The organism is Corynebacterium macclintockiae (assembly GCF_027570165.1).
In the GTDB taxonomy this organism is placed as follows: Bacteria; Actinomycetota; Actinomycetes; order Mycobacteriales; family Mycobacteriaceae; genus Corynebacterium; species Corynebacterium macclintockiae.
The window spans coordinates 1-23914 of record NZ_JAKMUV010000012.1 but is presented as its reverse complement, the minus strand read 5'-3'; the positions used below and the strand labels follow the sequence as shown (position 1 = coordinate 23914).

Below are 23914 nucleotides of genomic sequence, written 5' to 3'. Positions count from 1 at the left end.
TTGACGCCTACCCGTCCGCCCGCTGCATCGTCGCCCATAGCCCGGCGGTCTGCAGCTTCTTCACATCCCCTTCGACCTTGTCGCGCTCCCCGGAGCTCACCACGGCCTTCCCCTCGGTGTGGACCTGCATCATCAGCTCCGTGGCGCGCTTGCGCGAATAGCCCAGGACGGTCTGGAAGACATAGGTCACGTAGCTCATCAGGTTCACCGGATCGTCCCAACAGATGCACATCCACGGCAGGTTGGGCTCCGTCAGGGTTTCTGGCAGTTTGTCCGCCACCGGTGTGGCGGAGGGAGCAGCTGGGGAAGTCATGGTTCCCAGAGTACCGACATTGGGCGCATTCGCCGTCGGGTTCGGCGCCTGGCGTGGGCTAGCATGGAACGGGTGAACGAATACAGCACCCGCTCCTCCGCCCTTCTTACAGACAAATACGAACTCACCATGCTCGAGGCCGCAATTCTCGACGGCACGGTGAACCGCGCCTGCACTTTCGAGGTATTCACCCGCCGCCTGCCCAACGAACGCCGCTACGGCGTGATCGCCGGTACTGCCCGCGTGCTCCGCGCCGTGCGAGATTTCGTGTTTACCGAGGAACAGTTGGCGCGCATCGACTTCCTGCGCGACGAAACGCTGAAGTACCTGCGCAACTTCCGCTTCTCCGGACAGATCGACGGCTACCGGGAAGGCGAGCTGTACTTCCCCCACTCCCCCGTGCTGACGGTGCGCGGCACCTTCGGCGAGTGCGTGATTCTGGAAACGGTGATCCTGTCCATCCTGAACATGGATTCCGCCGTGGCCAGCGCCGCGGCCCGCATGGTCACCGCCGCTGGCGACCGTCCGATCATCGACATGGGTGCCCGCCGCACCCACGAATACGCCGCGGTTACCGCCGCCCGGGCATCCTACCTGGCTGGCTTCGTCGCCACCTCCAACATGGAGGCCTCGCAGCGCTATGGCATCCCGGCCTCGGGAACCTCGGCCCACGCCTGGACCCTGCTGCACACCCGCCCCGACGGCACGCCCGACGAGCTGGCCGCATTCAAGGCACAGGTCGCCGCCCTGGGCACCGATACGACCCTGCTGGTGGATACCTACGACATCACCCAGGGCGTGGAAAACGCCGTGGCGGCCGCGGGCACCGAACTGGGTGCAGTGCGCATCGACTCCGGAGACCTGGGCGTGCTGACCCGCCGCGTGCGCCGCCAGCTGGACTCCTTGGGCGCAACCAACACCAAGATCGTGGTCTCCTCTGACATGGACGAGTTCTCCATCGCCGCCCTGCGCAGCGAACCGGTGGATTCCTTCGGTGTGGGCACCGCCGTGGTCACGGGCTCCGGGGCGCCGACCGCGGGGCTGGTTTACAAGCTTGTGGAGGTCGACGGCGTGCCCGTCGCCAAGCGCTCGCGTGGCAAGGCCAGCCTGGGTGGTGCGAAGGACGCAGCCCGGCTCAGCCGCCCCTCCGGCACCGCCGTCGAGGAAGTGACCTTCCCCATGGGCGGCGAACTGCCCCAGGCCGAAGGCCTGCATAGCACCCAGCTGACCATCCCCATGGTTCGCGACGGTGAGCTCGTCGACGGGCTGCCCACACTGGAGGAGTCCCGCGAGCACTGCGCCAAACAGCTGGTCTCTCTGCCGTGGGAGGGGCTGGCGCTGACCCGCGACGAACCCGCCCTGCAGGTCCGCCACATCAAGGGCTAGAAGTTTCGCAAAGGTTCCCACAGTTTCCCATGACCTCCAACGTCCTTGACCTACTGAGCCTCGCCGTCGCCGACCTCGGCGGCGCCCCGCGCCCTGGCCAGCAGAAGATGGCCACAGCCGTGGCCGCGGCCATTAAGAGGGAACACCACCTGGCCGTGCAGGCGGGAACCGGTACCGGTAAGTCCCTGGCGTACCTGATCCCCAGCATCGCTGTGGCCATGGATTCCGAGTACCCCGTCATCGTCTCCACCGCCACGATCGCGCTTCAGCGCCAGCTGGTGGAACGCGACCTACCGCGCCTGGCCAAAGCCCTCGAGCCGGAACTCCCCCGCCCCCTCGAATTCGCCATCCAAAAAGGCCGCGGCAACTACGTGTGCCTGAACAAGGTCGCCAACGCGCAGACCGACAGCGGCGTGGACGAGGCCGAAGAATCCCTCCTGGATCCCTCCCAGCTGTCCGCCACCGGCGCCCAAGTCGCCCGCCTGCACGAATGGGCCGGTGAAACCGAGGACGGCGACCGGGATAACCTCCCCCAGGGCGTCAGCGATCGCGCGTGGCGGCAGGTCAGCGTGTCTTCCCGCGAGTGCGTCGGCGCCACCCGCTGCCCCTTCGGCGAACAGTGTTTTGCCGAGCGCGCCCGGGCCCGCGCCGCGGACGCCGACGTTGTCGTCACCAACCATGCTCTTCTTGCGATCGATGCTCTTGTGGACGCCCCAGTCTTGCCCGAACACAACACAGTGATCGTGGACGAAGCCCACGAGCTGGAGGACCGCATCACTTCCGTCGCCACCGCTGAACTATCCCCCACCGCCATCGCCGTGCTGGCGAAACGCGCTGCGAAGCTGACCGTTTCCGGCGCCGATGTCGCCGGGGATGAGCTGGCCGAGGCAGGCGACCGGTGGACGGAGGCGTTGAAGGCGGAGGCGGCGGCGTCCAGAAGTAACGACCGGTTTGGCACCGGCATCGAGGGGCGCTGGACCAGCGTGCCCGAGGGGCTACAGCTGCCTCTCGCTGCCTTAAGGGATGCGGCGTGGAAGACGAACCGGCAGGTCAGCGGCATTCCGGCATCGGAGTTTGCGAATGATTCGCAGAAGGCCTCCGAGCGCCTCGCGGTGATTGTGGCTACCGAAGAGCTGAACGATACGTGCGTGCGGATCCTCAATGCCTCGCGCGTCGGGGAAGGCGACGGTTCCGCAGCCGGCGAACGCAGCGGCAACAACGGCGGCAACAACAGCGGCAAAAACCATGGCGCGAGCGAAGACGCCGCGGATCTGCTGGGCGAAGACGTGGTCTGGTACACCGCCGATTCCGGCGTGCGAGGCCCCAAACACGTGGTGCGGGTAGCCCCCTTGAGCGTCGCCGACCTACTACGCCAGCGACTATTCGGCAGAAACACAGTAATCCTGACGTCGGCGACGCTTGCATTGGGCGGCAAGTTCACCTCCATGCTGGCGCGCTGGGGGCTGCCGAAGAACACTCCCACGCTGGATGCGGGCACCCCCTTCGATGCGCGCTCCCACGGCATTTTGTACGTCGCCCGCCACCTACCACCGCCGGGCAGGGACGGCGCCAGCGACGAGTCCGTGGACGAAGCCGCCAGGCTGATCAACGCCGCGGGCGGGCGCACCCTCGGGCTGTTTAGCTCCCGGCGCGCGGCCGAAGAAATGGCCGAGAACCTGCGCACCGTGGTCCCCTACGACATTCTTTTGCAGGGCGAGGATTCGATGTCCACGCTGGTGGAGAAATTCCGCAAGAACCAATCCGCATGCTTGTTCGGCACGCTAGGGTTGTGGCAGGGCGTGGACGTGCCCGGTCCTTCGCTTTCCCTGGTGCTTATCGACCGGATCCCCTTTCCGCGCCCGGACGATCCGCTACAGCAGGCGCGGCAGGAAGCCGCCGACCAGCGTGGCGGCAGTGGGTTTATGGAGGTCGCCGCGAACCACGCCGCACTACTGATGGCTCAGGGAGCGGGCCGGTTGCTGCGATCGGTGGACGACCGTGGCGTGGTTGCGGTTCTGGACCAGCGGCTAGAGACGAAGCGCTACGGCGCTTACATTCGCCGCTCGATGCCGGACTTTTGGTACACGCTAAAAGGCGACACAGTGCGGAGTGCACTGCGTCGCCTTGCTGCGGGTAGTTAAGAGGCTGCCAGCGGAAGCTGGGGGCAGCTCCGCTAGGTGCGGGTCTTAGACCAGGTCAGAGCCGTCGCCAGCTCCGGTGTCTGCGCCAGCACCGCCGCCGCCCAGCAGGTCGTCGAAGGTCGGGGCGACGTCCTCGGTGGTGGTGTCCTCGTAGGAGTCGTAGTGGGCATCGTTGTCGGTGTCGTATGCCTTGGTGTCGCCGTAGCCGTCGAAGTCCTGGTCGATCAGAGCCTCGTCGGTCAGGCCGTCGCCATCGGTGTCTACGTGGCGCTGATCCACCTGGCCGTCGGAGTTGGTGTCCAGGTAAATGGTGTCGGCGGTGTCGTCACCGGTGGTGTCTACGTGCAGGGCATCAACCTTGCCGTCGTTGTTGTAGTCGAAAGACACACCGTCAGCCAGGCCGTCACCGTCCAGGTCGACGTACTCGCCACCGCCCGGAGCGCCCTCGGAGCCAGCGGAGTGGATATCAGAGCCTGCGCTCGATCCCTCTTCGCCTGCCCCGCGGGAGTCCTCGGAGCCCTTGGAGTCCTCAGAAGGAGCTGCCGGAGCGTCAGACTCGTCGCCCTGCGGAGCCGGGGTCTCGGACTCGTCGCCCTTCGGAGCCGGAGCGTCGGACTCGCCGCCCTGCGGAGCCGCCGGGGTCTCAGACTCGCCACCCTGCGGAGCCGCACCCTGGGAGTCACCAGCCGGTGCGCCACCGTGGCCACCCTGGGAAGCCCAGATGCCTTCGCCTACGTTCTCCTGCGCCGCATCCGGACGGGACTCGCCGGAGGTGCCGTCGATCACGCCGTTGCCGTCAGTGTCGTGCTCGGTGTAGTCAGACATTCCGTCACCGTCAGTGTCGTAGCCAACGCTGTCGACTCGGCCGTCGCCGTCGAAGTCGTAAGAGGTGACGTCGTAGGTGCCGTCGCCATCGGAATCGAACTTCACGTTGTCACTGACACCGTCGTTGTTGTAGTCAGTGGCCTTGGTGTCCATCTTTCCGTCGTTGTTGGTGTCTGCTTCCAGCTTGTCGATCGTTCCGTCGCGGTCGGTGTCCTGGTAGACCGTGTCGACGATGCCGTCCTGGTCGTAGTCCATCTCCGCGCGGTCGGTGGTGCCGTCGCCGTTCTTGTCGTAGACCGTGCCATCCGGGCGGCCGTCGCCGTTGATGTCGACCTGGTAGGCGTCCTGCTTGCCGTCACCGTCGGTGTCCTGCGAGCCGACGACGTTGCCTTCGACCATGTTGCCGTTGCCGTCCAGTACCTCCCAGCGACCCAAGGAGTGCTCAGAGTTGCCAGCGTTGCCGTTGGTGTTGGTGCCGTTCTGGTTGTTCAGGTTCTCGTTAGACATTTCGTGTGTTCCCTTTCGGTGTTCTTGAAGCCCTGTGTGCGGGGCTTATGCGGTGTTCTTAGTATCCTTCAGGCGCTTCCTCGCTGCCTGTCAGTTGTTGAATGCCACTCCCCCTCCCTATGTTCCTTGGGGGTGTTTCCTAAGGTCATTTTTTTGACGCCAAACCCCTCAAAACCCCAAGTCACGCCACATATTCCCTCTGTTCAATAGACAAGCATTTTCGGGGGGTAAATTCAGACAGCGCGCCGGCGAATACGTCGCGCAATGTTCCCTCCGCGACCAGAAAAACCGGTTATCGGCATACTAGAATGGCACCGAAATATGGCAGAGCAATAAGCATCAATAGCAATGAAAGGCGAAGAATACCGTGACCCCCATCTTGAACGCGTCGGGTCGTTCCCCGAAGGCCAGCGTTGAGCGCGGGGCAACTATCGCCAGAAAGTACAAGATGCACGACGTTGCCGACCGCGTGCAGAACCTCGTCAACGCGAAGTACCGCACCTCGTCCGTCGTCATCATCGGGGAGGTTAAGCGTGGCAAATCTTCCCTCGTCAACGCACTAATCGGCCGGCGTGACCTATTGCCGGTGGACGTTATCACCGCTACGAGCGCCCCCATCCGCATCCACACTGAACCCGACCAGCCAGACGACAAGCCAATCCTGGCGCGCCTGGTACGCGGCACGGAGCGCGATCCGATCGAACCGTCGGAGCTGAAGAACTGGGTCACGCAGGAAGCTGTGGACGCCATCAACCGCGCCCCGAAGGATAGCCAAGAAGTTGCCTCGCTCCCCAGCGCTGCAGAGCTGTTGGTTCCTTTCTCCAGCCTGGGAAAGGTGACGATCATCGACACCCCGGGCGTGGGCGGACTGGACGAGCACGCCGTCACTGCCTCCCTGGCGGAAGCCCGCAATGCCGGAGTTCTGCTGATGGTCTGCGACGCATCCACCCCCATCACCGCCCCGGAGATGGATATCCTGCGCCGCGCCCGTGAACAGGTCGGAAGCGTCATCGTGGCCGTCACCAAGACAGATAAGAATGTGCGCCGCTGGCGCTCCATCGTCGCCGACGACCAACGCCTCATCGCAGAACACCTCGGTCTGGATATCCCCGTCATTGGAGTGTCCTCGTTGCGGGCATTGGATGCGGCCGAGGCGGCGTCACCAGAAAAAAGAGAAAAGATTGAGCAACGGTGCGGCATCGCCGAGCTGCGCCAACAGATCATCAACCACGTCAACTCACCGGGCAATCTCGGGACGATCACGGCCCTCGAGATCACCCGGTCGACGATGCAATCCATCACGACCGATATCCAGCGCGACATCAAGCTGTACGACAAGACCAGCGATGCGGTCGGCGAACTCGAAGCCGAAAAGCGCAAGCTGGAAGCGTTCCGCGACGCCACCAGCGAGTGGGAACAGCTGTTCATGCGCGATATTCAGCTCAGCCGCAACAAGGTATCCGCGGCGATGGATCAGGCACTGACCGATCTGAAAACCCGCTGGACCAACCGCATTAACTCCGAGGGCATGCGCGTGCTGCGCAGCAAGCCGCAGGTCTTCACTAGCCAGATCGAAATCGAGCTACGGCAGATCATGGAGCACATGGTGATGTCGATGGTCAGCGAAGTTACGCGGCGTGCCGCCCAGCTTTTCCAGGGTCGCCGAGACCTGGTGGATCAGGTGCAGCAGCAGATTTTCGCGGCGATGGCTCCACCGCAATCGCTGAGCCACGACGTGGAGAAAAAGTCTGCAGGGCTGGTGGATCCCTCGATGCTGACGATGGGCATTGTGGGTGCAGGCGCACTGACAGTCGTGATCCCCTTCGCGCCTGTGGCAGCCGCAGCCTGGATCGGCGTGAACATGGGCTACCGCGCGATGCGCAACGGCAAGCAGCACCTGCTGGTGTGGCTGCGAGAGACCATCGCCACAACCCGTGGCTCCATCAACCGCATGATCGACATCACCATCACGACAGGTAGGACGGAAATTCTGCTGCGCCACCGCGCTGCCATCAGGCACGAACAGCGCAACCTTCAGGGCAAGATCGAATCCGCACAGAAGATCGCCCGAGAAACCGAGGCGCAGCGCAAGCAGACCATTGCCCGGTTGAAGAAGAACGGGGAGATTGTGCAGCAGACCATCGAGGAGCTAGACGGCCACCTAGAAGCGCTGAAACGCAGCCGGCACGGAGCCGCAAGCCTAAAGGCGGCAGCCCAGGCTGGGACGATTCCGGCAAGCAGGGCGGGGATGTAAATGAACCAGGAACACCAAATCCAATCGGCCTCTGCCCACCTCAGCCAGCGGGTCTCTGACCTCACGCTGCTGCTAACGCAGGCCGTTGATGCCCTCGCAGGTGGCTCCCCTGACCTGGCGGCCCGCGCCGAACAGCTGCGTTTGATGGTTACCCGCCCGCCCCGAGTCGCTGTTGTCGGTCGTCTGAAATCCGGAAAGTCCACTCTGGTCAACGCCCTGACGGAGAACCTGATCGCCGCCACCGGTGCCCTGGAATGCACCATGGCCGTCAGCATGTACCACAACGGCGCGCCCGCCCGCGCCGAGATCCATTCCGTCGACGGCCAGATGGCCCGCATCCCACTGAACAACGGCCCGCTCGATAGCCTGCCCGTACCGTTGAACGAGGTGGACTACATCGACCAGTTCCTGCCCAACCGCCGACTGGAAGAGCTCACCCTGATCGATACGCCCGGCACCGCGACCTTGACGGTCGAAAACGAGCAGCGAACCCGTCGAATTCTGGTCGACGGGCAGCGGGATACGCGCCGCGCTAGCGGTTGGGCCGATTGCCTTGTCTTTTTGTCGGACTCTGCCCCGCGCGAGGACGAGAAGCGGTTTCTTTCGCAATTGGGAATGACGCCCCTAAATACAGTGGGCATCCTTTCCCGCGCGGACTCTTTCGGCTCCGGCGCTTTCGGTTCCATCGATCCGCTGCAACACGCCCGGCAGCACGCCAACAGCATCCAGAAGAAACTGGTGAGCACTGTCCAGCAAACCATCCCGCTTTCCGGATTGATGGCTGAGTCCGCCTTGACGGGCAAGGTGACCGGCGACGTCGCCCGTCAGCTGGCCGCACTGGCGGAGCTGGATCGTGATGATCTGCTGGATTTCCTGGAGGCCGACGACCCGCGAGAGGTCGTTGCGGGATTCTCCGCTAACGACCGGGACGATTTGCTAGACGTTATGGGCGAATACGGCGTGTTCGCCGGCCGCAGCATTGCCGCCGAAGGCGGTGCGCCGGCGCTGGTGAAGTGGATGGTGGAAACCTCCGGCGTATCCGAGCTGGTGCATCTGCTGACCGGCGACATCACCTACTTCGCCGTGCTGCAGCGTGCTGCCCGAATGCTGGATGTGTTGGACGATCTGGCCTCTAACCACCCGGATATGAACCACATCCGGTGGGTCCTGTCCGTCACACTGGCGCAGCCGGGCATGCACTTTGTGCTGCTCTACCGCAGTTACCGCAATACCTATGCCAGCACGCCCGATTCCCGACTATTACAGTTGCTGCGCACCGCGGTCACTGCTGGGCACCCGGCGGATACGGTGAATTTGCCGCGGGACACGCCGGTTGACCAAGTGCGCCGAGCCATCGAAGAGCAGATCGCCGAACTCCAGCAACTTTCGATGTCTCCCCTGTCCGCCGCGGAGGACGAGGCACGTGAACGTTTGCTCGGTTCTTTCCAATCCGCATTGCAAGCGACCATCTAACGCCACTAATTGGCATTAAAGTGTAAGCTACTTATGCCTTTAGCACACGTGTATTTCAGGAGCTGTACTTTTCATGACTAACGCATGGCACCTGGCAATCGATTTCGGAACCTCGAATACGGCTGCCGCTCACCAAAGCCCGATGGGTAAGGAGATATCCGCCCTTGCGTTGACGCACCGCTCCAACATCCTGCCGTCCGCAGTGTTCCTGGATTCCCCACACGGCGCACACGCTGCTGCCGATGGGGAGCCCACGCTACTCAACGGCGATTCCGCATTGGCTCGCGGACGCCGCGACCCCTCGCGCCTGCTGCTCAGCCCCAAGCGCTACATCGACCACGATGAAGTGAAGCTGGCTACCAAGGATCTGCCGCTGACGAAGGTCGTGGGCTCTGTGCTGGCCACGGTTCTGCGCTCCGGTAAGGCGCAGCACGCTAACAAGGATCCCGAGACCGTTACTCTGACGCACCCCGAGGCCTGGTCCGCTCACTCCGTGGACCAGCTGAAGCGAAGCGCCATTGCAGCGGGCATTCCCGAAAAGAGTCTGCGTTTCCTTTCCGAGCCACGGGCGGCCGCCATCCACTACGCCTCCCAGCAGTCCGTGCGCGCGGGCTCCCACGTGGCGGTGTTCGACTTCGGCGGCGGCACCCTGGATATCGCGGTGTTGGAAGCGAAGTCGAACGGTAACTTCGAGGTCGTCGCAGCCAAGGGCGATAACAGTCTGGGTGGCCGCACCATCGACAACTTGATGTACCGCTGGGTTCTGGACCAGCTGGAGCACGATGATCCCGATCTGGCGGACTACCTTCGCTCCGCCCCGATCGCCACGGTCCACGCGCTGGAATCCAGCATTCGCGAGGCCAAGGAGATCCTCTCGGATACGTCCTCGGCCACGATCAGCGTCTCCACTCCCCACGGGGAAACTGACCTGTTGATCACCCGCGACGAATTCAACAATGTGATCGAGCAGTCGATCATGCGTGGCGTTGAGCTGACGCGGGCGGCGCTGGCACAGGCGGGCGTCGATTCCACAAAGACCCCGATCTACATGACCGGTGGTTCCTCGCGCGTGCCTTTCGTACAGGATCGTCTGGGCGAGGTCGGCACGGTCATGACGTTGGACGACCCCAAGACGGTGGTCAGCCGCGGCGCACTGGCCGCAACTCTGCGCGGATTCACCGACGGCGGGGCTCCGGATTCTGCGAACCGTACCGCGAACGCGGGCGGTGCTGCCGCAGGTGTGGCGGGCGCTGCGGGTGCCGCAGGTGCCGCGAGTGCCGCCACTGGAGGCGGGGCTGCAGCTGGAGGTTCCTCCCGCCCCACCCCGGCTACCTCGCCCGGAATGCCGCGGGCAAACCAGAACGGAAGCTCGCCGACCAGTAGCTTCCCGAATCCTGCGCAGAACAACACGCAGTCGTTTAGCCGCCCTCCGCAGGCATCGTCCTTCGGCCCAGGTGCCCCTAGCTCTTATGGTCCCAGCAACTTTGCTTCGGCTCGCGCTACGGCTACCTCGGCGGGGCGGAAGAAGTCGAACACCCCGGTGATTGTCACGGCCAGCCTGGCGATTCTGGCGGTCGTCGTGGCAATCGGATTTGTCGCCCTCAATGGAAGTGGCGATGGCAAGGGCGGCGGCAATGGCGGCGGGAGCGATGATTCCGGCAATCCGCCGTTCTCTGAGACCAGTACGTTCGCCCTGCCGGCCAATGCGACGGACTCGGATCTGTACAAAGTGCTTCCCACCCTCCTGCCGGAGGTTAAGGACTACATGCCGACGAACTTCTACAACCGCATGCGCACCTGTGAAGCAGAAACGAAGAAGCCACCCTTCCTTGGGGATGCCTTCCGCAACATGGACAACAAGATGTACTCTTGCCTCCCCGACTACAATTCGCTGGATGGGAAGAACAGTAGCCTTACATACAGTGGTTTCCGTTACATATTGACCGGTGACGAGGCGAAGAAGGTCTACGATCACGCAGAAAGCTCCTCCATTAAGAGCACAAGAATCCAGGATGCGGGTAACGGTTGGCCGGAGATTCGCATGTATCCAGCAACAAGCGAATATGGTGCACCCGACATTATGATCTGGTATCCCGACCAAAAGGGAATCGTAGTCAGCCGCGGTGAAAACGGTGCATCAGAGGACGAGATCAAGAAGATGCTTAAGTTCTTTAACCTGATGCCGCAGGATTAATCCCGGCTAACGCGCCGAAGAGCCCCACGCGCCCGAGCTATCTAGTTCATCGCTCGAGGCCGTGGGGCTCTTTCTATCGGGCTCTGTACCGTTGTGGTGGCCTCGCTGTCTATGCGCTAGTGACGCCGGCTTCCACCAACGCAGCCTTCAGCTTCGCACGCGCGCGATTAATGCGAGACTTGACCGTTTGAATGGGAATCCCCTGGTGGGCAGCGATATCTTGGTAGCTCATGCCAGTATATTCGCGAAGGACAATCACCTCGCGAAAATCTTCCGGCAGCTGCGCGAGAGCCTCGCGCACAACCATTGCGGAGGTCACCTGCGAACCAACCTCTGGGGTCTGCGCCACCTCGTCCGCGCCCGCGTCCTCCTCCGGCACATCCCGCCGCGAACGGACGACCTGCAGAGCTGCGTTCGAGGCGATACGGTACGCCCAGGTGGAGAACCTGGCGCGCCCGTCGAACTTGTCGATGCTCTTCCACGCGGAGGTCAGCGCGTTCTGCAGAGCATCCTCCGCGTCCGCGCGGTTGCCGGTGATGGAAAGGCAGACTGCGAACATCCTGCCCCAGGCCTGGCGCGCTAGACGCGCGAAAGCCTGCTGGTCGCCTTCGTGAGCTTTGGCCAGCAGGTCGCGTTCCTCATCGCGGGTGAGTTCTTGCCGTGCAGCGTTAGTTAGTCCCGTAGACACTTGTAATCCCCCTCCCTAGAAACCGTTGTAATCGGTCAGATCGTCGGAATCACTGTGGTCAGCCGGGTCCTCGCCCAGGGCATCGTCTAGCTCATTGTCGAGCTCGTTGTCTAGGCCACCGTCCAGGCTGTCGTCCAGGTTGTCCTCCAGGGCATGGTTCAGATCATCAAGATCCTCCATGTCCCCCGAACCGCCAAGGCCGGCCCCTGCATCGTCGCCCGCGACATCACTGTCGGCGGAATCCACCGAGGTGGCGTCGTACTCCGCAGAAGAATCATCCAGATCCGTCAGATCAACGTCAGACTCCTCCGGGAAAGAGTCCAAGCTTGGAATCAGATCGCCATCGGGCATTTCGGTGTTTGGGTCCACCGCGACATCAAGCATCGCGTTGAACAGAGCATCGAGCTCCTCCTCCGAAAAACCAGACTCCGAACCGAACTGCGCATCCGCGCCGAACAGTTCTTCGAGGTTCGGCAGAATCGGAGCGTCCGCCTCTGCACTAGCGGATGGGTCCACCATGTGTCCTCCGTTGTGGATCGAATCATTCATCGTCGCACTCATCGTTCACCTCCTTCCCACCTGAGCTAGCAAGACAAGTAACTGAACTGAAGCTAGGGGCAACCCAAGCCGGCACAACCCGCTTCAGGACAGTTATGAAATGCGCGTCAGGGGAAGGAAGTTCCCGCGTATGCATAAAGAATTACATTAAAAGATTATGCCCCAAACTGGGCGCAGTTCAATAGGAATGTCGTCTGAACTGGGCTGGTCACCCCTACCAAAAAACTGCTTAGCAAGCCAAAAGAAAAGAAAGTGACGTCGACTACACCAACCGAACGCTAGAGTGGAGGCCAAGAACAACCGCGAACGGATAGGAGCCCCGACGCAATGCCCATCAAGAGCGATCGCCCGGACATCGAACTCAGCCCGCTCGGCCTGTACGACTACATCTTCCACGACCTCACCACGGAGGAAGAGGATCGCGTGGCCGTCATCGACATCGCCGATGGCTCCGAAACGACCTTCGCGCAGCTGCAGAACTACATCGAATCCACCGCGGGCTGGCTGGCCAGCAAGGGCATCAAGAAGGGCGACGTCGTAGCGCTGCACCTGCCGAACTCCCTGAACTTCATCGTCGCCGCTTACGGACTGTGGCGCATCGGTGCGGTGCCGTCTCCGCTGTCACTGCTTTCTACCCCAGAAAGCGTTACTGCGCAGATTAAGGACTCTGGCGCGAAGATGCTACTTACCGTTGCTGCGCTTGGGGACGCCTCGTCCCAGGGGGCCAAAGACGCCGGCATCGACGAGGACTTTATCGTCCACCTGGATACCTCCAAGGGCATGCAGCAGATCATGGCAGAGCGACGCACCGCACCCGCGGTGGAGATTGACCCGGACGAGGATCTTGCGATTCTGCCCTATTCCTCCGGCACCACCGGCCTGCCGAAGGGCGTGCGCCTTATGCACCGCCAACTGGTGGCTAATGTGCAGCAGGGGCAGGACCTGAACTTGATACAGCGCGACGACATCGTCTACGCCGTGCTGCCGTTCTTCCACATCTACGGCCTGACCGCGCTGGTGAACCTAGCCCTGGCACAGCGCAGCACGCTGGTAGTGGTCCCCCGCTTCGAACTGCAGAGCTTCCTGGAGCACCACCAGAAGTTCAACGTGACTTTCACCCTGATTGCGCCGCCCATTGCCGTGCAGCTGGCCAAGCACCCGATGGTCGACAACTACGACCTGTCGCGTATGCGCGCAGTGTTCAGCGGTGCGGCAACCCTGGACGAGGATCTGGCTGTAGCGCTGGAAAACCGCCTGGGGATTCACGTGCAGCAAGGCTTCGGCATGACCGAGACTTCGCCACTGGCGCACGCTAACGTCTCCAAGGACATCAACCGCGGTTCCATCGGCAAGCCCTGTGCCAACACGGAAAGCAAGCTGGTGGATCCGGAAACCCTGGAGGAAGTCCCACTGCCCAGCGAAGGCGTATCCGAGGTCGGCGAACTGTGGGTGCGTGGCCCGCAGATCATGGCCGGATACCTGAACAAGCCAGAGCAGACCGCCGAAGCCCTGCCGGGCGACGGTTGGCTGCGCACCGGCGACCTGGCCAACGCGGATCCGGAGGGCAACGTCCACATCGTCGACCGACTGAAGGAGCTCATTAAGTACAAGGGCTACCAGGTTCCGCCTGCAGAGCTGGAGTCCGTGCTGCTCAGCCATCCGGAGATCGCAGACGCCGCCGTCGTCGGCGTACACCGCGCCTCTGATGGCGAGGAGCTACCCAAGGCGTTCGTGGTTGCCCAGCGCGGATCCGCCCTCAACGAGCAACAAGTGATGGACTTCGTAGCCGAGCGCGTGGCGCCCTACAAGAAGATCCGCATCGTGGAGTTCGTGCAGGGCATTCCGAAGTCCAGCACCGGCAAGATTCTGCGCCGCGAGTTGCGCGAGCGCGAGGGCTAGTTCAATCCCGCTGATCTAAATCCCGCCGGGCTCTCGGCAAGCTCGGGGCGGGGTCGGTCTAATACCCCAACCTGAAGCCTGCCGGGCTGGGTAGGTGGGCGTCCGAACTACTCGCCTGCAAGGGGCACGCGGCGGTAGGTACCATCGCGCAGGTCGGCGTCCTCAATCTCGTGGCGAGAAATACCCAGAATAAACAGCACCTGATCCAGGAACGGGTAGTTCACGGAGGTATCCGCGACCGCCTTCAGCGCGGGCTTTGCGTTAAAAGCGATACCCAGGCCGGCAGTCGAAAGCATGTCGATGTCGTTAGCGCCATCGCCTACCGCGACCGTCTGATTCAGCTTGATGCCGTTCGACCAGGCGAATTCCTTGAGGCTCTCAGCCTTTGCCTGGCGGTCGATCACTGGGCCGATAACGCGACCGGTCAGCTTGCCATCGACGATTTCCAGGGTATTTGCGCGGGCGAAGTCGAGGTCCAGTTCGCGGGCAAGCGGCTCGATGACCTGAATGAACCCGCCGGACACCACGCCAGTCTTGTAGCCCAGGCGCTTCAGAGTGCGGATAGTTGTGCGGGCGCCGGGGGTCAGCTGGATGTCGCGGGCGACCTTCTCCACCACCGCTGCATCCAGACCGGCCAGCGCCTTCACGCGCTCGTGCAGGGATTCAGCAAAGTCCAGTTCGCCGCGCATGGCGCGTTCGGTTACTTCGGCTACCTCCGCTTCGCGGCCCGCGTAAGCTGCCAGCATCTCGATAACCTCGTGCTGGATAAGGGTCGAATCGACATCGAAGCAGATCAGGCGCTTTGCACGGCGGGCCAGGCCGGCGCGTTCGATGGCGATATCCACACCAACCTCCGTCGTAAGGGTTGCCAGCGCCTTGCGCAAAGGCACGCCGCCGCCGGGCGCGGGATTGGCTACGGTCAAGCTGAGTTCCAGACCAGTGACCGGGTAGTCTGCGATGCCGGTGATGGTGTCGATGTTTGCGCCGTAGTCCGCGAGGGTCTGACCAATACGCGAGATGTGGGTCGCGGTCAGCGGTCGGCCGAGCACCACCATGACGTGCGTGGAGTGCGGACGAGTGCTGGAAAGGTTGTCGTCCGCTTCCACGCTGACGCGCATGCCGTAGGAAGCCAGGGTTTCCTTCAGCCCTTCGCCGAGGGGTTCAAGGTCTTCTTGTCCGACGCCCACCAGCGCCGCCAAAGACAGCTTCCCACGGAATACTGACTGTTCAATGTCTAAAAGCTGCACTCCGTAGGAGGACAGCACTCGGAAGAAGGCCGCCGATACGCCCGGCCGGTCGGGGCCGGTGACCGTGATAACACTCGGGGCAAGGCCTTCCTGCAGAGTGTCTTCGAGGGCGCTTTCGAAGTGCGGGTCGGGGCTCGCCGCTGCCACAGCTGCAGCAGCGGTTGCAGTGGGCTGTGCCTGCGGCTGCGCTACTGCTGCGGTTGCAGCGGGCTGTGCCTGCGGCTGCGCTACGCCTGGCCGGTCGGCGGAAGAGTTGGGGTTGCTGGCATCATCTGAGGTAGTCACGCGTTATATTGTCCCACTTCCCTACCGGAAGTGATAACCGGACCAGCGACTTCCATCCGGTCCATCCCCTGGCGCGCCGAAATGTCGCAAAAGCTGCACCTTGTCCGCCGAAATGAGGCAAAAGCTGCACCCTGCCCGCCGAAATGTCGCAAAAGCTGCACCCAGCGCGCCGAAATGTCGCAAAAGTTGCAAAGCATGTTTGCTACAAAACAGTACTCGCCATACCTAAGCTCCTGACCTGCGTAAACGCCTATTAGCAATGGTTACCACTAAAAGAAATGCAACAAAAACGACATTTACCTCTCATCGGGCACACCAAAGGGCACGCACCCACTTTCGTTCCACTCTCCCGATAGCGCCAGTGTCGCTAGAACGGGAATCCGGAACGGCCCACTTTCGCTAATGAAAATCCAAGAGCCCCTGACCTGCGTTCTTACTTATCCGTGATCATGTTCGTTTAACAGATTCCCGTTCTAACGACATTTCCGGCGAAATCCACTCGCAGATTCCCGTTCTAACGACATTTCCGGCGAAATCCACTCGCAGATTCCCGTTCTAACGACATTTCCGGCGAAATCCACTCGCAGATTCCCGTTCTAACGACATCTGGACACTGCATGAGTTCTGGACACTGCATGGGTACTGGACACTACACGGGTTTTGGAAACTGCATGGGTTCTAGAAACTGCATGGGTTCTGGACACTGCATGGGAAAGGAGCCCAGACCCACAGACCCCGGACATACAAAAATCCACACCCCGCGTAGTTAAGGGTGTGGATCTTAGTTGCTATTTGCACCAGCTGGCCAGAGCTCTAAGCACCGACCGAGCCGCCCGGCACCTCGGGACTGCGCTAGGCAGTGGCGCGGTGAGGGGGCGTACAGAGTAGCACCTGGAAGCGCCCCGCTAGGAGCAGGCTCCTAGAAGTGGCGGCCGACGTGTGCCTCGTCGCGCATGCGCTTGACCATGTGCGGGTGGTGCAGCTCGAACGCCGGGCGCTCGGAGCGAATGCGAGGCATCGAGGTGAAGTTGTGGCGCGGCGGCGGGCAGGAGGTAGCCCACTCCAGGGAGTTGCCGTAGCCCCACGGATCGTCAACCGTCACAACCTCGCCGTAACGGTAGGACTTAAAGACGTTCCACAGGAACGGAATCATGGAGACCGCCAGGATGAAAGCACCGATCGTGGAGATCTGGTTAAACAGGGTGAAGCCGTCCGTCGGCAGGTAGTCAGCGTAACGACGCGGCATACCCATGTTGCCCAGCCAGTGCTGCAGCAGGAACGTGGTGTGGAAGCCGATGGTGACCAGCCAGAAGTGGATCTTGCCCAGCTTCTCGTCCAGCATGCGACCCGTCATCTTCGGGAACCAGAAGTACACGCCTGCGAAGGAAGCGTAAGCCACGGTACCGAACAGGGTGTAGTGGAAGTGAGCAACCACGAAGTAGGAGTCCGAGACGTGGAAATCCAGAGACGGGGAAGCCAGCATGACACCGGTCAGACCACCAAAGAGGAAGGTGGCGAAGAAGCCGATGGCAAAGATCATCGGGGTCTCGAAGGTCAGGCGACCCTTCCACATCGTGCCCAGCCAGTTGAAGAACTTCATACCGGTCGGCACACCGATCAGGAAGGTCATGAAGGAGAAGAACGGCAGCATAACGGCGCCAGTCACGAACATGTGGTGCGCCCACACGGCCATGGACAGTGCAGCAATCGACAGGGTCGCGAACACCAGGCCGACGTAGCCGAACATCGGCTTACGGGAGAACACCGGGAATACCTCAGACACGATACCGAAGAACGGCAGTGCCAGGACGTACACCTCGGGGTGGCCGAAGAACCAGAACAGGTGCTGCCACAGGATGGCGCCACCGTTGCCGGCGTCGTAGATGTGGCCACCCAGCTTGCGGTCGTAGAACACGCCCAGAGCAGCAGCGGTCAGCAGCGGGAAGATCAGCAGAACCAGCAGAGAGGTAACGAAGATGTTCCAGGTGAAGATCGGCATGCGGAACATGGTCATACCCGGTGCACGGAGGCACAGGATGGTCGTGATCATGTTCACAGCGGAAGCGATGGTACCGATACCACCAACACCAACACCCAGGATCCACAGTTCAGAGCCAACACCTGGAGAGTGAACAACGTCTGCCAGCGGCATGTACATCGTCCAACCGAAGTCGGCGGCACCGCCCGGAGTCAGGAAGCCGAGCAGCATAACGACACCACCAGCGGTGGTCATCCAGAAGCCGAAGGCATTCAGACGGGGGAAGGCCACGTCAGGCGCGCCGATCTGCAGCGGCATGATGTAGTTCGCGAAACCGAACACCATCGGGGAGCCGTACAGCAGCAGCATGATCGTGCCGTGCATCGTGAACAGCTGGTTGAACTGCTCGTTGGACAGGAATTGCTGACCCGGCTCGAAAAGCTCGATACGGATCAGAAGGGCCATCAAGCCACCAATCATGAAGAAGGTGAAGGACATGATTAGGTACATGATGCCCAGAAGCTTGTGGTCGGTCGTGGTCAGCATCTTCCACGCGAGGTTGCCACGCGGCACCTCACCGAAAGGCGCAGGCCGAGCCGGGGAAACCTCGTGGCTTTCCCTTGGCGCTACTGCGGTCATTTGTTCCTCCTGACTACGCGTGACCTGCCTAAACTATCCGCCGAACCTCTCTGAATTCTGCGGATCCTCTGGGCAAGCCACCCAAAAGAATGTTTCCTCTGTCCTGTTCCCACTGGATCAGCCTCGTCAATGACCGTTCCGAAACAGACACAGAATGCTTACATACTATCCCGTCAACGCGTTTTTCAATAGCCGTGGACGGGGCGGTCTTGGCAGAACCCACGTTTTCGGGGGTGCTGCTTCAGAAAAACCTTAGAAGTCCCAGTCGTCGTCGACGGTGTTCTCTGCCTTACCGATCACATAGGAGGATCCGGAACCGGAGAAGAAGTCGTGGTTTTCGTCGCCACCTGGGTTCAGCGCGGACAGGATGGCCGGAGACACGCGAGTCTCGTCAGCCGGGAAGAGGCCTTCGTAGCCCAGGTTGTTCAGAGCCTTGTTGGCGTTGTAACGCAGGAAGCGCTTCACGTCTTCAGTCCAGCCGAGCTCGTCGTATAGATCTTCGGTGTACTGCGCTTCGTTGTCGTAGAGCTCCAGAAGCAGGTCGAAGGTGTGCTCCTTCAGTTCCTCCTGGCGCTCCGGGGTCTCCTTTTCCAGGGCGCGCTGGTACTTGTAGCCGATGTAGTAGCCGTGGACGGACTCGTCGCGGATGATCAGGCGAATAATGTCCGCCGTATTGGTCAGCTTCGCGTGGGAGGACCAGTACATCGGCAGATAGAAGCCGGAGTAGAAAAGGAAGCTCTCCAGCAGCACCGAGGCGATCTTCTTCTTCAGCGGGTCATCGCCCTCGTAGAAGTCGAGGATGATCTTGGCCTTGTTCTGCAGCTTCTCGTTCTCTTCGGACCAACGGAACGCGTCGTTGATCTCTGGCGTGGAGGCTAGCGTCATAAAGATAGAGGAATAAGACTTCGCGTGAACGCTCTCCATGAAGGAGATGTTCGTCATCACAGCTTCCTCGTGCGGGGTAGCCGCGTCCTCGATCAGCTTCACCGCACCGACGGTGCCCTGGATGGTATCCAGCATGGTCAGGCCGGTGAATACGCGCATGGTGGACTGGCGCTCGAGGTCGTTGAGCGTCGACCAGCTCTGCACGTCGTTGGACAGCGGCACCTTCTCTGGCAGCCAGAAGTTGGCGGTGAGGCGATCCCACACCTCCAGGTCCTTGTCATCCGGAATGTTGTTCCAGTTGATGGCGGATACCGGATCGCCGTGGACGCGGTGGGCGGGAGTGTGGGGTGCGTGCGCACTCATCGCTTCGTTTCTCCTTCTCACAGAACGTGCTGATTTTCTTGCTGTCCCTCAGCTTGTGCACTTCGCCCCATGTTACCCCGTTTCCGCGACGCACCCCCCCTCGGCCACCACCCCCATTTTGGGGGGTCTTTCTTAATGACGCCCTCAGCGCGCGCTGGAGCCGATTTCAGCCCGGAGCTGGGCGCGTCACTACCTAAAGAGCACGTCAGGATTGGTTTACAGGGCAACCTAAGTAAAGACAGCCTCACCGACTATACAATAGGCTCTGACCTGCATTGATAATATAAGGGTAGCCTGCGTTTGCTAGCCGATTGGATAAACCCTGAGTACGGTGAGCTGCATGGAAATCAACGAGAAATTTCAAAAGCAACTGAACGAACAGGTCACCGCAGAGCACCAGGCCGCGCTGGTCTACACCCAGCTGGCTTATGAGCTGGATCGCCTCTCCTTCGACGGCATGAGCAGCTGGATGAAGGCTCAGGCGGATGAGGAGCGCGTGCACGCTCAGAAGTTTGCACAGCACCTGCTGGATCGCGACGCTCGCGTGGATGTCGAGACGATTGAGATGCCGTCTCTGAAGATCTCCACCCCGCTGGACGCCTTCGAGGCATCCCTGGAGCACGAGCGCAAGGTCTCCGCTTTGATCCGCGACCTGGTGAAGACTGCCGACGAGGTGGGCGATGTGGATTCCCGCAACCTGCTGAACTTCTTCCTGGAGGAGCAGATTGAGGAAGAGGCCACGGTCAGTGGCATCATCGACCGCATCAAGCTGGTTGGCACCGACGGCTCTGGCCTGCTGCGCATCGACGCAGAGCTGGGCAGCCGCTAACAGCTAGTACGAAGCCAACAAAAAAGCCGACTGGGATTCCTCCCGGTCGGCCTTTCTCGCTTAGAGCATGCAGCTCACGCAGCCCTCGACCTCCGTACCGGTCAGGGCTGTTTGGCGTAGGCGGATGTAGTAGATCGTCTTGATCCCCTTGCGCCAAGCGTAAATCTGCGCACGGTTAATGTCGCGCGTGGTCGCAGTGTCCTTGAAGAACAAGGTCAGCGACAAGCCCTGGTCCACGTACTTCGTGGCGACTGCGTAGGTGTCGATGATCTTCTCATAGCCGATCTCGTAGGCATCCTCGTAGTACTCCAGGTTCTCGTTCGTCATGTACGGAGCCGGGTAGTACACGCGCCCGATCTTGCCTTCCTTGCGGATTTCGATCTTGGAGGCAATGGGGTGAATCGAGGACGTCGAGTTGTTGATGTACGAGATCGAGCCCGTCGGCGGGATGGCCTGCAGGTTCCGGTTGTACAGACCATGGGTCTGCACGTCATCCTTCAGCTGCTGCCAGTCCTGTGCCGTCGGCACCTGGATGCTGGAATTGCCGAAGATTTGGCGCACGCGCTCTGTCTTCGGTGCAAACTCGGCCGGATCGTAGCGGTCGAAGAATTCGCCGGTGGCGTACTCGGAGTTCTCGAAGTTGTGGAACTTCTCTCCACGCTCCTGGGCAATCTTGTTGGAGGCCCTGAGTGCCTCGTACATCACAACCGCGAAGTAAGCATTCGTGAAGTCCAGTGCTTCCTCGGAGCCGTAGTGGATGTGTTCGCGGCCCAGGAATCCGTGCAGGTTCATCTGACCCAGACCAATGGCGTGGGAGTTGTCGTTGCCCTGGCGAACCGAAGGCACCGAGTCGATCGACGTCTGATCCGCCACTGCGGTCAGGCCACGGATAGCGGTCTCGATGGTCGTGGAGAAGTCCTCCGAGTCCACCGCCTTCGCAATGTTCATGGAGCCCAGGTTGCAGGAAATGTCGTCGCCGATGGTCTTGTAGGACAGGTCGGCGTTGAACTCAGACGGGGTGGAGACCTGCAGAATCTCGGAGCACAGGTTGGAGTGGGTGATGCGCCCCTCGATCGGGTTGGCCTTGTTCACCGTGTCCTCGAACATGATGTACGGGTAGCCGGACTCGAACTGGATCTCTGCCAGAGTCTGGAAGAAGGCGCGGGCGTTGATCTTGGACTTGCGGATCCGCGGATCCTCTACCATTTCCTCGTAGTGCTCGCTGATTGAAACATCGGCGAACGGCTTGCCGTAAACGCGTTCCACGTCGTACGGGCTGAACAGGTACATGTCGTCGTTGCGCTTGGCCAGCTCGAACGTGATGTCCGGGATCACCACACCCAGCGACAGGGTCTTAATACGAATTTTCTCATCCGCATTCTCGCGCTTGGTATCCAGGAAGCGCAGGATATCCGGGTGGTGAGCGTGCAGGTAGACCGCGCCGGCGCCCTGGCGGGCACCCAGTTGGTTGGCGTAGCTGAAGGCATCTTCCAGCAGCTTCATCACGGGGATCACGCCGGAGGACTGGTTCTCGATGTGCTTAATCGGCGCCCCGGCCTCGCGCACGTTCGACAGCAGCAGGGCCACACCGCCACCGCGCTTGGACAGCTGCAGCGCGGAGTTGATGGAGCGGCCGATGGACTCCATGTTGTCCTCGATACGCAGGAGGAAGCACGATACCGGCTCGCCGCGCTGCTTCTTGCCGATGTTGAGGAAGGTCGGCGTTGCAGGCTGGAATCGGCCATCCATGATCTCGTCGACCAGGTTGGACGCCAACTCTGTATCCCCCGCAGCCAGGCCCAGCGCAACCATACACACGCGATCCTCGAATCGCTCCAGGTAACGGCGTCCGTCGAAGGTCTTCAGGGTGTACGAGGTGTAGTATTTGTAGGCTCCCAGGAACGACTGGAAGCGGAACTTCTTCGCGTAGGCCTGCTTGAACAGGGACTTCACGAAGCTGAACTCATACTGCTCCAGCACCTCTGGATCGTAGTACTCGTTGTCGATCAGGTACTTGATCTTTTCTTCCAGATCGTGGAAGTAGACCGTGTTCTGGTTGACGTGCTGCAGGAAGTACTGGTTGGCAGCCTCGCGGTCCTTGTCGAACTGAATCTCCCCTGCTTCGTTGTACAGGTTCAGCATCGCGTTGAGCGCGTGGTAATCCAGCTGTTCGCGCTGGTCAACGGGCTCCTGGACCTTTTTTCCAAGCTCGTTGGCGGTCATGTGTATGTGTTCTCCTCAAAATCTCGCGCCGAATTATGCTCGCGCTAATGTGTTCGTTTCGATTCTAATAAGCACCCCAGACAACCGCGGGGTGACTTTTGTTACTTGTCTCGTTACTTGTGGTGCGTTTATCCGTCAGCTCGCAAGGTCCCACCGGCCTTCCTGACGCAGAGAGTCCTCAAACTCCGCCAGTCCTTGCCTAACCCTGCGTACATCCTCTTCGGTGCCCATCAGCTCAAAGCGATAGAGGTACGGGACATGGCATTTGGCCGAAATGATCTCCCCCGCCTTCGCAAAGTCCGAGCCGAAGTTCAGGTTTCCCGAGGCGATCACTCCGCGCAGCCACTTGCGATTTTGCTCCACGTTTAGAAACTTGATCACTTGTTTTGGAACCGGTCGCGAGAAGTCCCCCGTCATCCCCGCTCCCCCACCATATGTCGGCACTATCAACACATGCGGTTGATCGATGAACAGTGGGGCGTCACTACGTTTGAGAGGGATGCGGCAGGAAGGCAACCCGAGCTTGCGCACAAAACGGTGAGTGTTCTCCGTCGTGGAAGAAAAATACGTGATCAGCATTGAGCCTCATTAGGGAACTAGACAGCGCATTATTCTCCCGACCTGCGACGGTGCAGGTCGGGTGACGCTGGGGTTTAAGCGGCCTCTACAGCCAGGGTGCGAATGCGATCCGGACGGAAGCCAGACCAGTGATCCTCACCAGCAACAACTACGGGAGCCTGCAGGTGCCCCAGCGCCATAACGTAATCGCGGGCATCATCATCGAGGCTGATGTCTACGAGTTCGTACTCAAGACCGGCCTTGTCGAGGGCCTTCTTGGTGGCGTTGCACTGAACACAGGCGGGCTTGGTGTAGACGGTGATCATGGCGGCTGTCATTCTCCTGAAAGTGTTGAAACTGTGGCCCCGGTGGCAATAGTTTTTGTGGGCACTATCGGTGTTGATCTAGTTGGTGGTTGTCGTGCGAGGCGCTAGTGGTGCATCCGGGATTCCCGGTTTCACCTTGTCCTCATTGACTTGCTTAAGACTACACATCACACGCGTGTAAGACAACCGCTAAAACACAACATTTTGGGGGTCAAGGAAAGCGTGAGCACTATATGTAGTAGTTACAAGCTGAGTATTCGCAGGTGGCGGAATTTCCCACCACTACATCTAGCCACATGAAAAACATGCATGTAATTTCAAAGCCGGGATTTGGGACAAAAAA

General features: G+C 61.0%; 17 protein-coding genes. 7 read left to right on the top strand and 10 right to left on the bottom strand.

Features of this window, described 5'->3' with window-relative positions; genetic code table 11:
- Positions 1-7 precede the first annotated feature (7 nt).
- Positions 8-313 (bottom strand): ATP-dependent Clp protease adapter ClpS, encoded by a 306-nt coding sequence (gene clpS, locus L8U58_RS08710; protein WP_034975882.1) that lies wholly within the window; start codon positions 311-313, stop codon positions 8-10.
- Positions 314-376: 63 nt separating this feature from the next.
- On the opposite strand from clpS, the gene L8U58_RS08705 reads away from it, so the two are divergent.
- Together L8U58_RS08705 and L8U58_RS08700 are read left to right on the top strand one after the other, a co-directional pair.
- The gene (locus tag L8U58_RS08705; RefSeq protein ID WP_269955151.1) at positions 377-1699 is read left to right on the top strand and encodes a nicotinate phosphoribosyltransferase; all 1323 of its coding nucleotides are present in this window, start codon (positions 377-379) and stop codon (positions 1697-1699) included.
- A 29-nt stretch (positions 1700-1728) separates the two neighbouring features.
- Complete coding sequence (locus tag L8U58_RS08700; RefSeq protein ID WP_269955150.1) at positions 1729-3840, top strand: ATP-dependent DNA helicase; 2112 nt, start codon at positions 1729-1731, stop codon at positions 3838-3840.
- 45 nt (positions 3841-3885) lie between these two features.
- Here the strand turns inward: L8U58_RS08700 and L8U58_RS08695 are convergent, their stop codons facing one another.
- Positions 3886-5172: a hypothetical protein gene (locus tag L8U58_RS08695; protein WP_269955149.1), complete on the bottom strand. Its 1287-nt coding sequence runs from the start codon at positions 5170-5172 to the stop codon at positions 3886-3888.
- Between the two features lie 367 nt (positions 5173-5539).
- Between L8U58_RS08695 and L8U58_RS08690 the strand changes: the two genes are divergently transcribed.
- The 3 genes from L8U58_RS08690 to L8U58_RS08680 all read left to right on the top strand — a co-directional run bounded on the left by L8U58_RS08690 (position 5540) and on the right by L8U58_RS08680 (position 11093).
- Positions 5540-7426, top strand: coding sequence for a dynamin family protein (locus tag L8U58_RS08690; protein WP_269955148.1), 1887 nt, complete (start codon positions 5540-5542; stop codon positions 7424-7426).
- Entirely contained in the window at positions 7427-8899 is a 1473-nt protein-coding gene (locus L8U58_RS08685) for a dynamin family protein (RefSeq protein WP_034981100.1), read from the top strand.
- A gap of 73 nt (positions 8900-8972) precedes the next feature.
- Entirely contained in the window at positions 8973-11093 is a 2121-nt protein-coding gene (locus L8U58_RS08680; RefSeq protein WP_269955147.1) for an Hsp70 family protein, read from the top strand.
- Positions 11094-11202: 109 nt separating this feature from the next.
- Here the strand turns inward: L8U58_RS08680 and L8U58_RS08675 are convergent, their stop codons facing one another.
- Positions 11203-11781, bottom strand: coding sequence for an RNA polymerase sigma factor (locus tag L8U58_RS08675; RefSeq protein WP_269955146.1), 579 nt, complete (start codon positions 11779-11781; stop codon positions 11203-11205).
- Between the two features lie 15 nt (positions 11782-11796).
- Positions 11797-12342 (bottom strand): hypothetical protein, encoded by a 546-nt coding sequence (locus tag L8U58_RS08670; RefSeq protein ID WP_269955145.1) that lies wholly within the window; start codon positions 12340-12342, stop codon positions 11797-11799.
- Between the two features lie 324 nt (positions 12343-12666).
- On the opposite strand from L8U58_RS08670, the gene L8U58_RS08665 reads away from it, so the two are divergent.
- A complete protein-coding gene (locus tag L8U58_RS08665) occupies positions 12667-14238 on the top strand; it encodes an AMP-binding protein (RefSeq protein WP_043011431.1) in 1572 nt (523 codons plus the stop codon).
- Between the two features lie 107 nt (positions 14239-14345).
- Here L8U58_RS08665 and serB read toward each other — a convergent pair whose 3' ends face one another.
- The 3 genes from serB to nrdF form a co-directional block, all read right to left on the bottom strand.
- Positions 14346-15770, bottom strand: coding sequence for a phosphoserine phosphatase SerB (gene serB / locus L8U58_RS08660; protein WP_035001568.1), 1425 nt, complete (start codon positions 15768-15770; stop codon positions 14346-14348).
- A 919-nt stretch (positions 15771-16689) separates the two neighbouring features.
- Entirely contained in the window at positions 16690-18387 is a 1698-nt protein-coding gene (gene ctaD / locus L8U58_RS08655; protein ID WP_034969547.1) for an aa3-type cytochrome oxidase subunit I, read from the bottom strand.
- A gap of 252 nt (positions 18388-18639) precedes the next feature.
- Entirely contained in the window at positions 18640-19635 is a 996-nt protein-coding gene (nrdF, locus tag L8U58_RS08650) for a class 1b ribonucleoside-diphosphate reductase subunit beta (RefSeq protein WP_269955144.1), read from the bottom strand.
- 340 nt (positions 19636-19975) lie between these two features.
- Between nrdF and L8U58_RS08645 the strand changes: the two genes are divergently transcribed.
- Positions 19976-20464 (top strand): ferritin, encoded by a 489-nt coding sequence (locus L8U58_RS08645; RefSeq protein WP_034993291.1) that lies wholly within the window; start codon positions 19976-19978, stop codon positions 20462-20464.
- A gap of 60 nt (positions 20465-20524) precedes the next feature.
- Here L8U58_RS08645 and nrdE read toward each other — a convergent pair whose 3' ends face one another.
- The 3 genes from nrdE to nrdH all read right to left on the bottom strand — a co-directional run bounded on the left by nrdE (position 20525) and on the right by nrdH (position 23571).
- Positions 20525-22687: a class 1b ribonucleoside-diphosphate reductase subunit alpha gene (gene nrdE, locus L8U58_RS08640; RefSeq protein ID WP_080719939.1), complete on the bottom strand. Its 2163-nt coding sequence runs from the start codon at positions 22685-22687 to the stop codon at positions 20525-20527.
- 135 nt (positions 22688-22822) lie between these two features.
- Positions 22823-23266 (bottom strand): class Ib ribonucleoside-diphosphate reductase assembly flavoprotein NrdI, encoded by a 444-nt coding sequence (gene nrdI, locus L8U58_RS08635; protein WP_035001572.1) that lies wholly within the window; start codon positions 23264-23266, stop codon positions 22823-22825.
- Between the two features lie 74 nt (positions 23267-23340).
- The gene (gene nrdH / locus L8U58_RS08630) at positions 23341-23571 is read right to left on the bottom strand and encodes a glutaredoxin-like protein NrdH (protein WP_034969565.1); all 231 of its coding nucleotides are present in this window, start codon (positions 23569-23571) and stop codon (positions 23341-23343) included.
- Between the last annotated feature and the right edge of the window lie 343 nt (positions 23572-23914).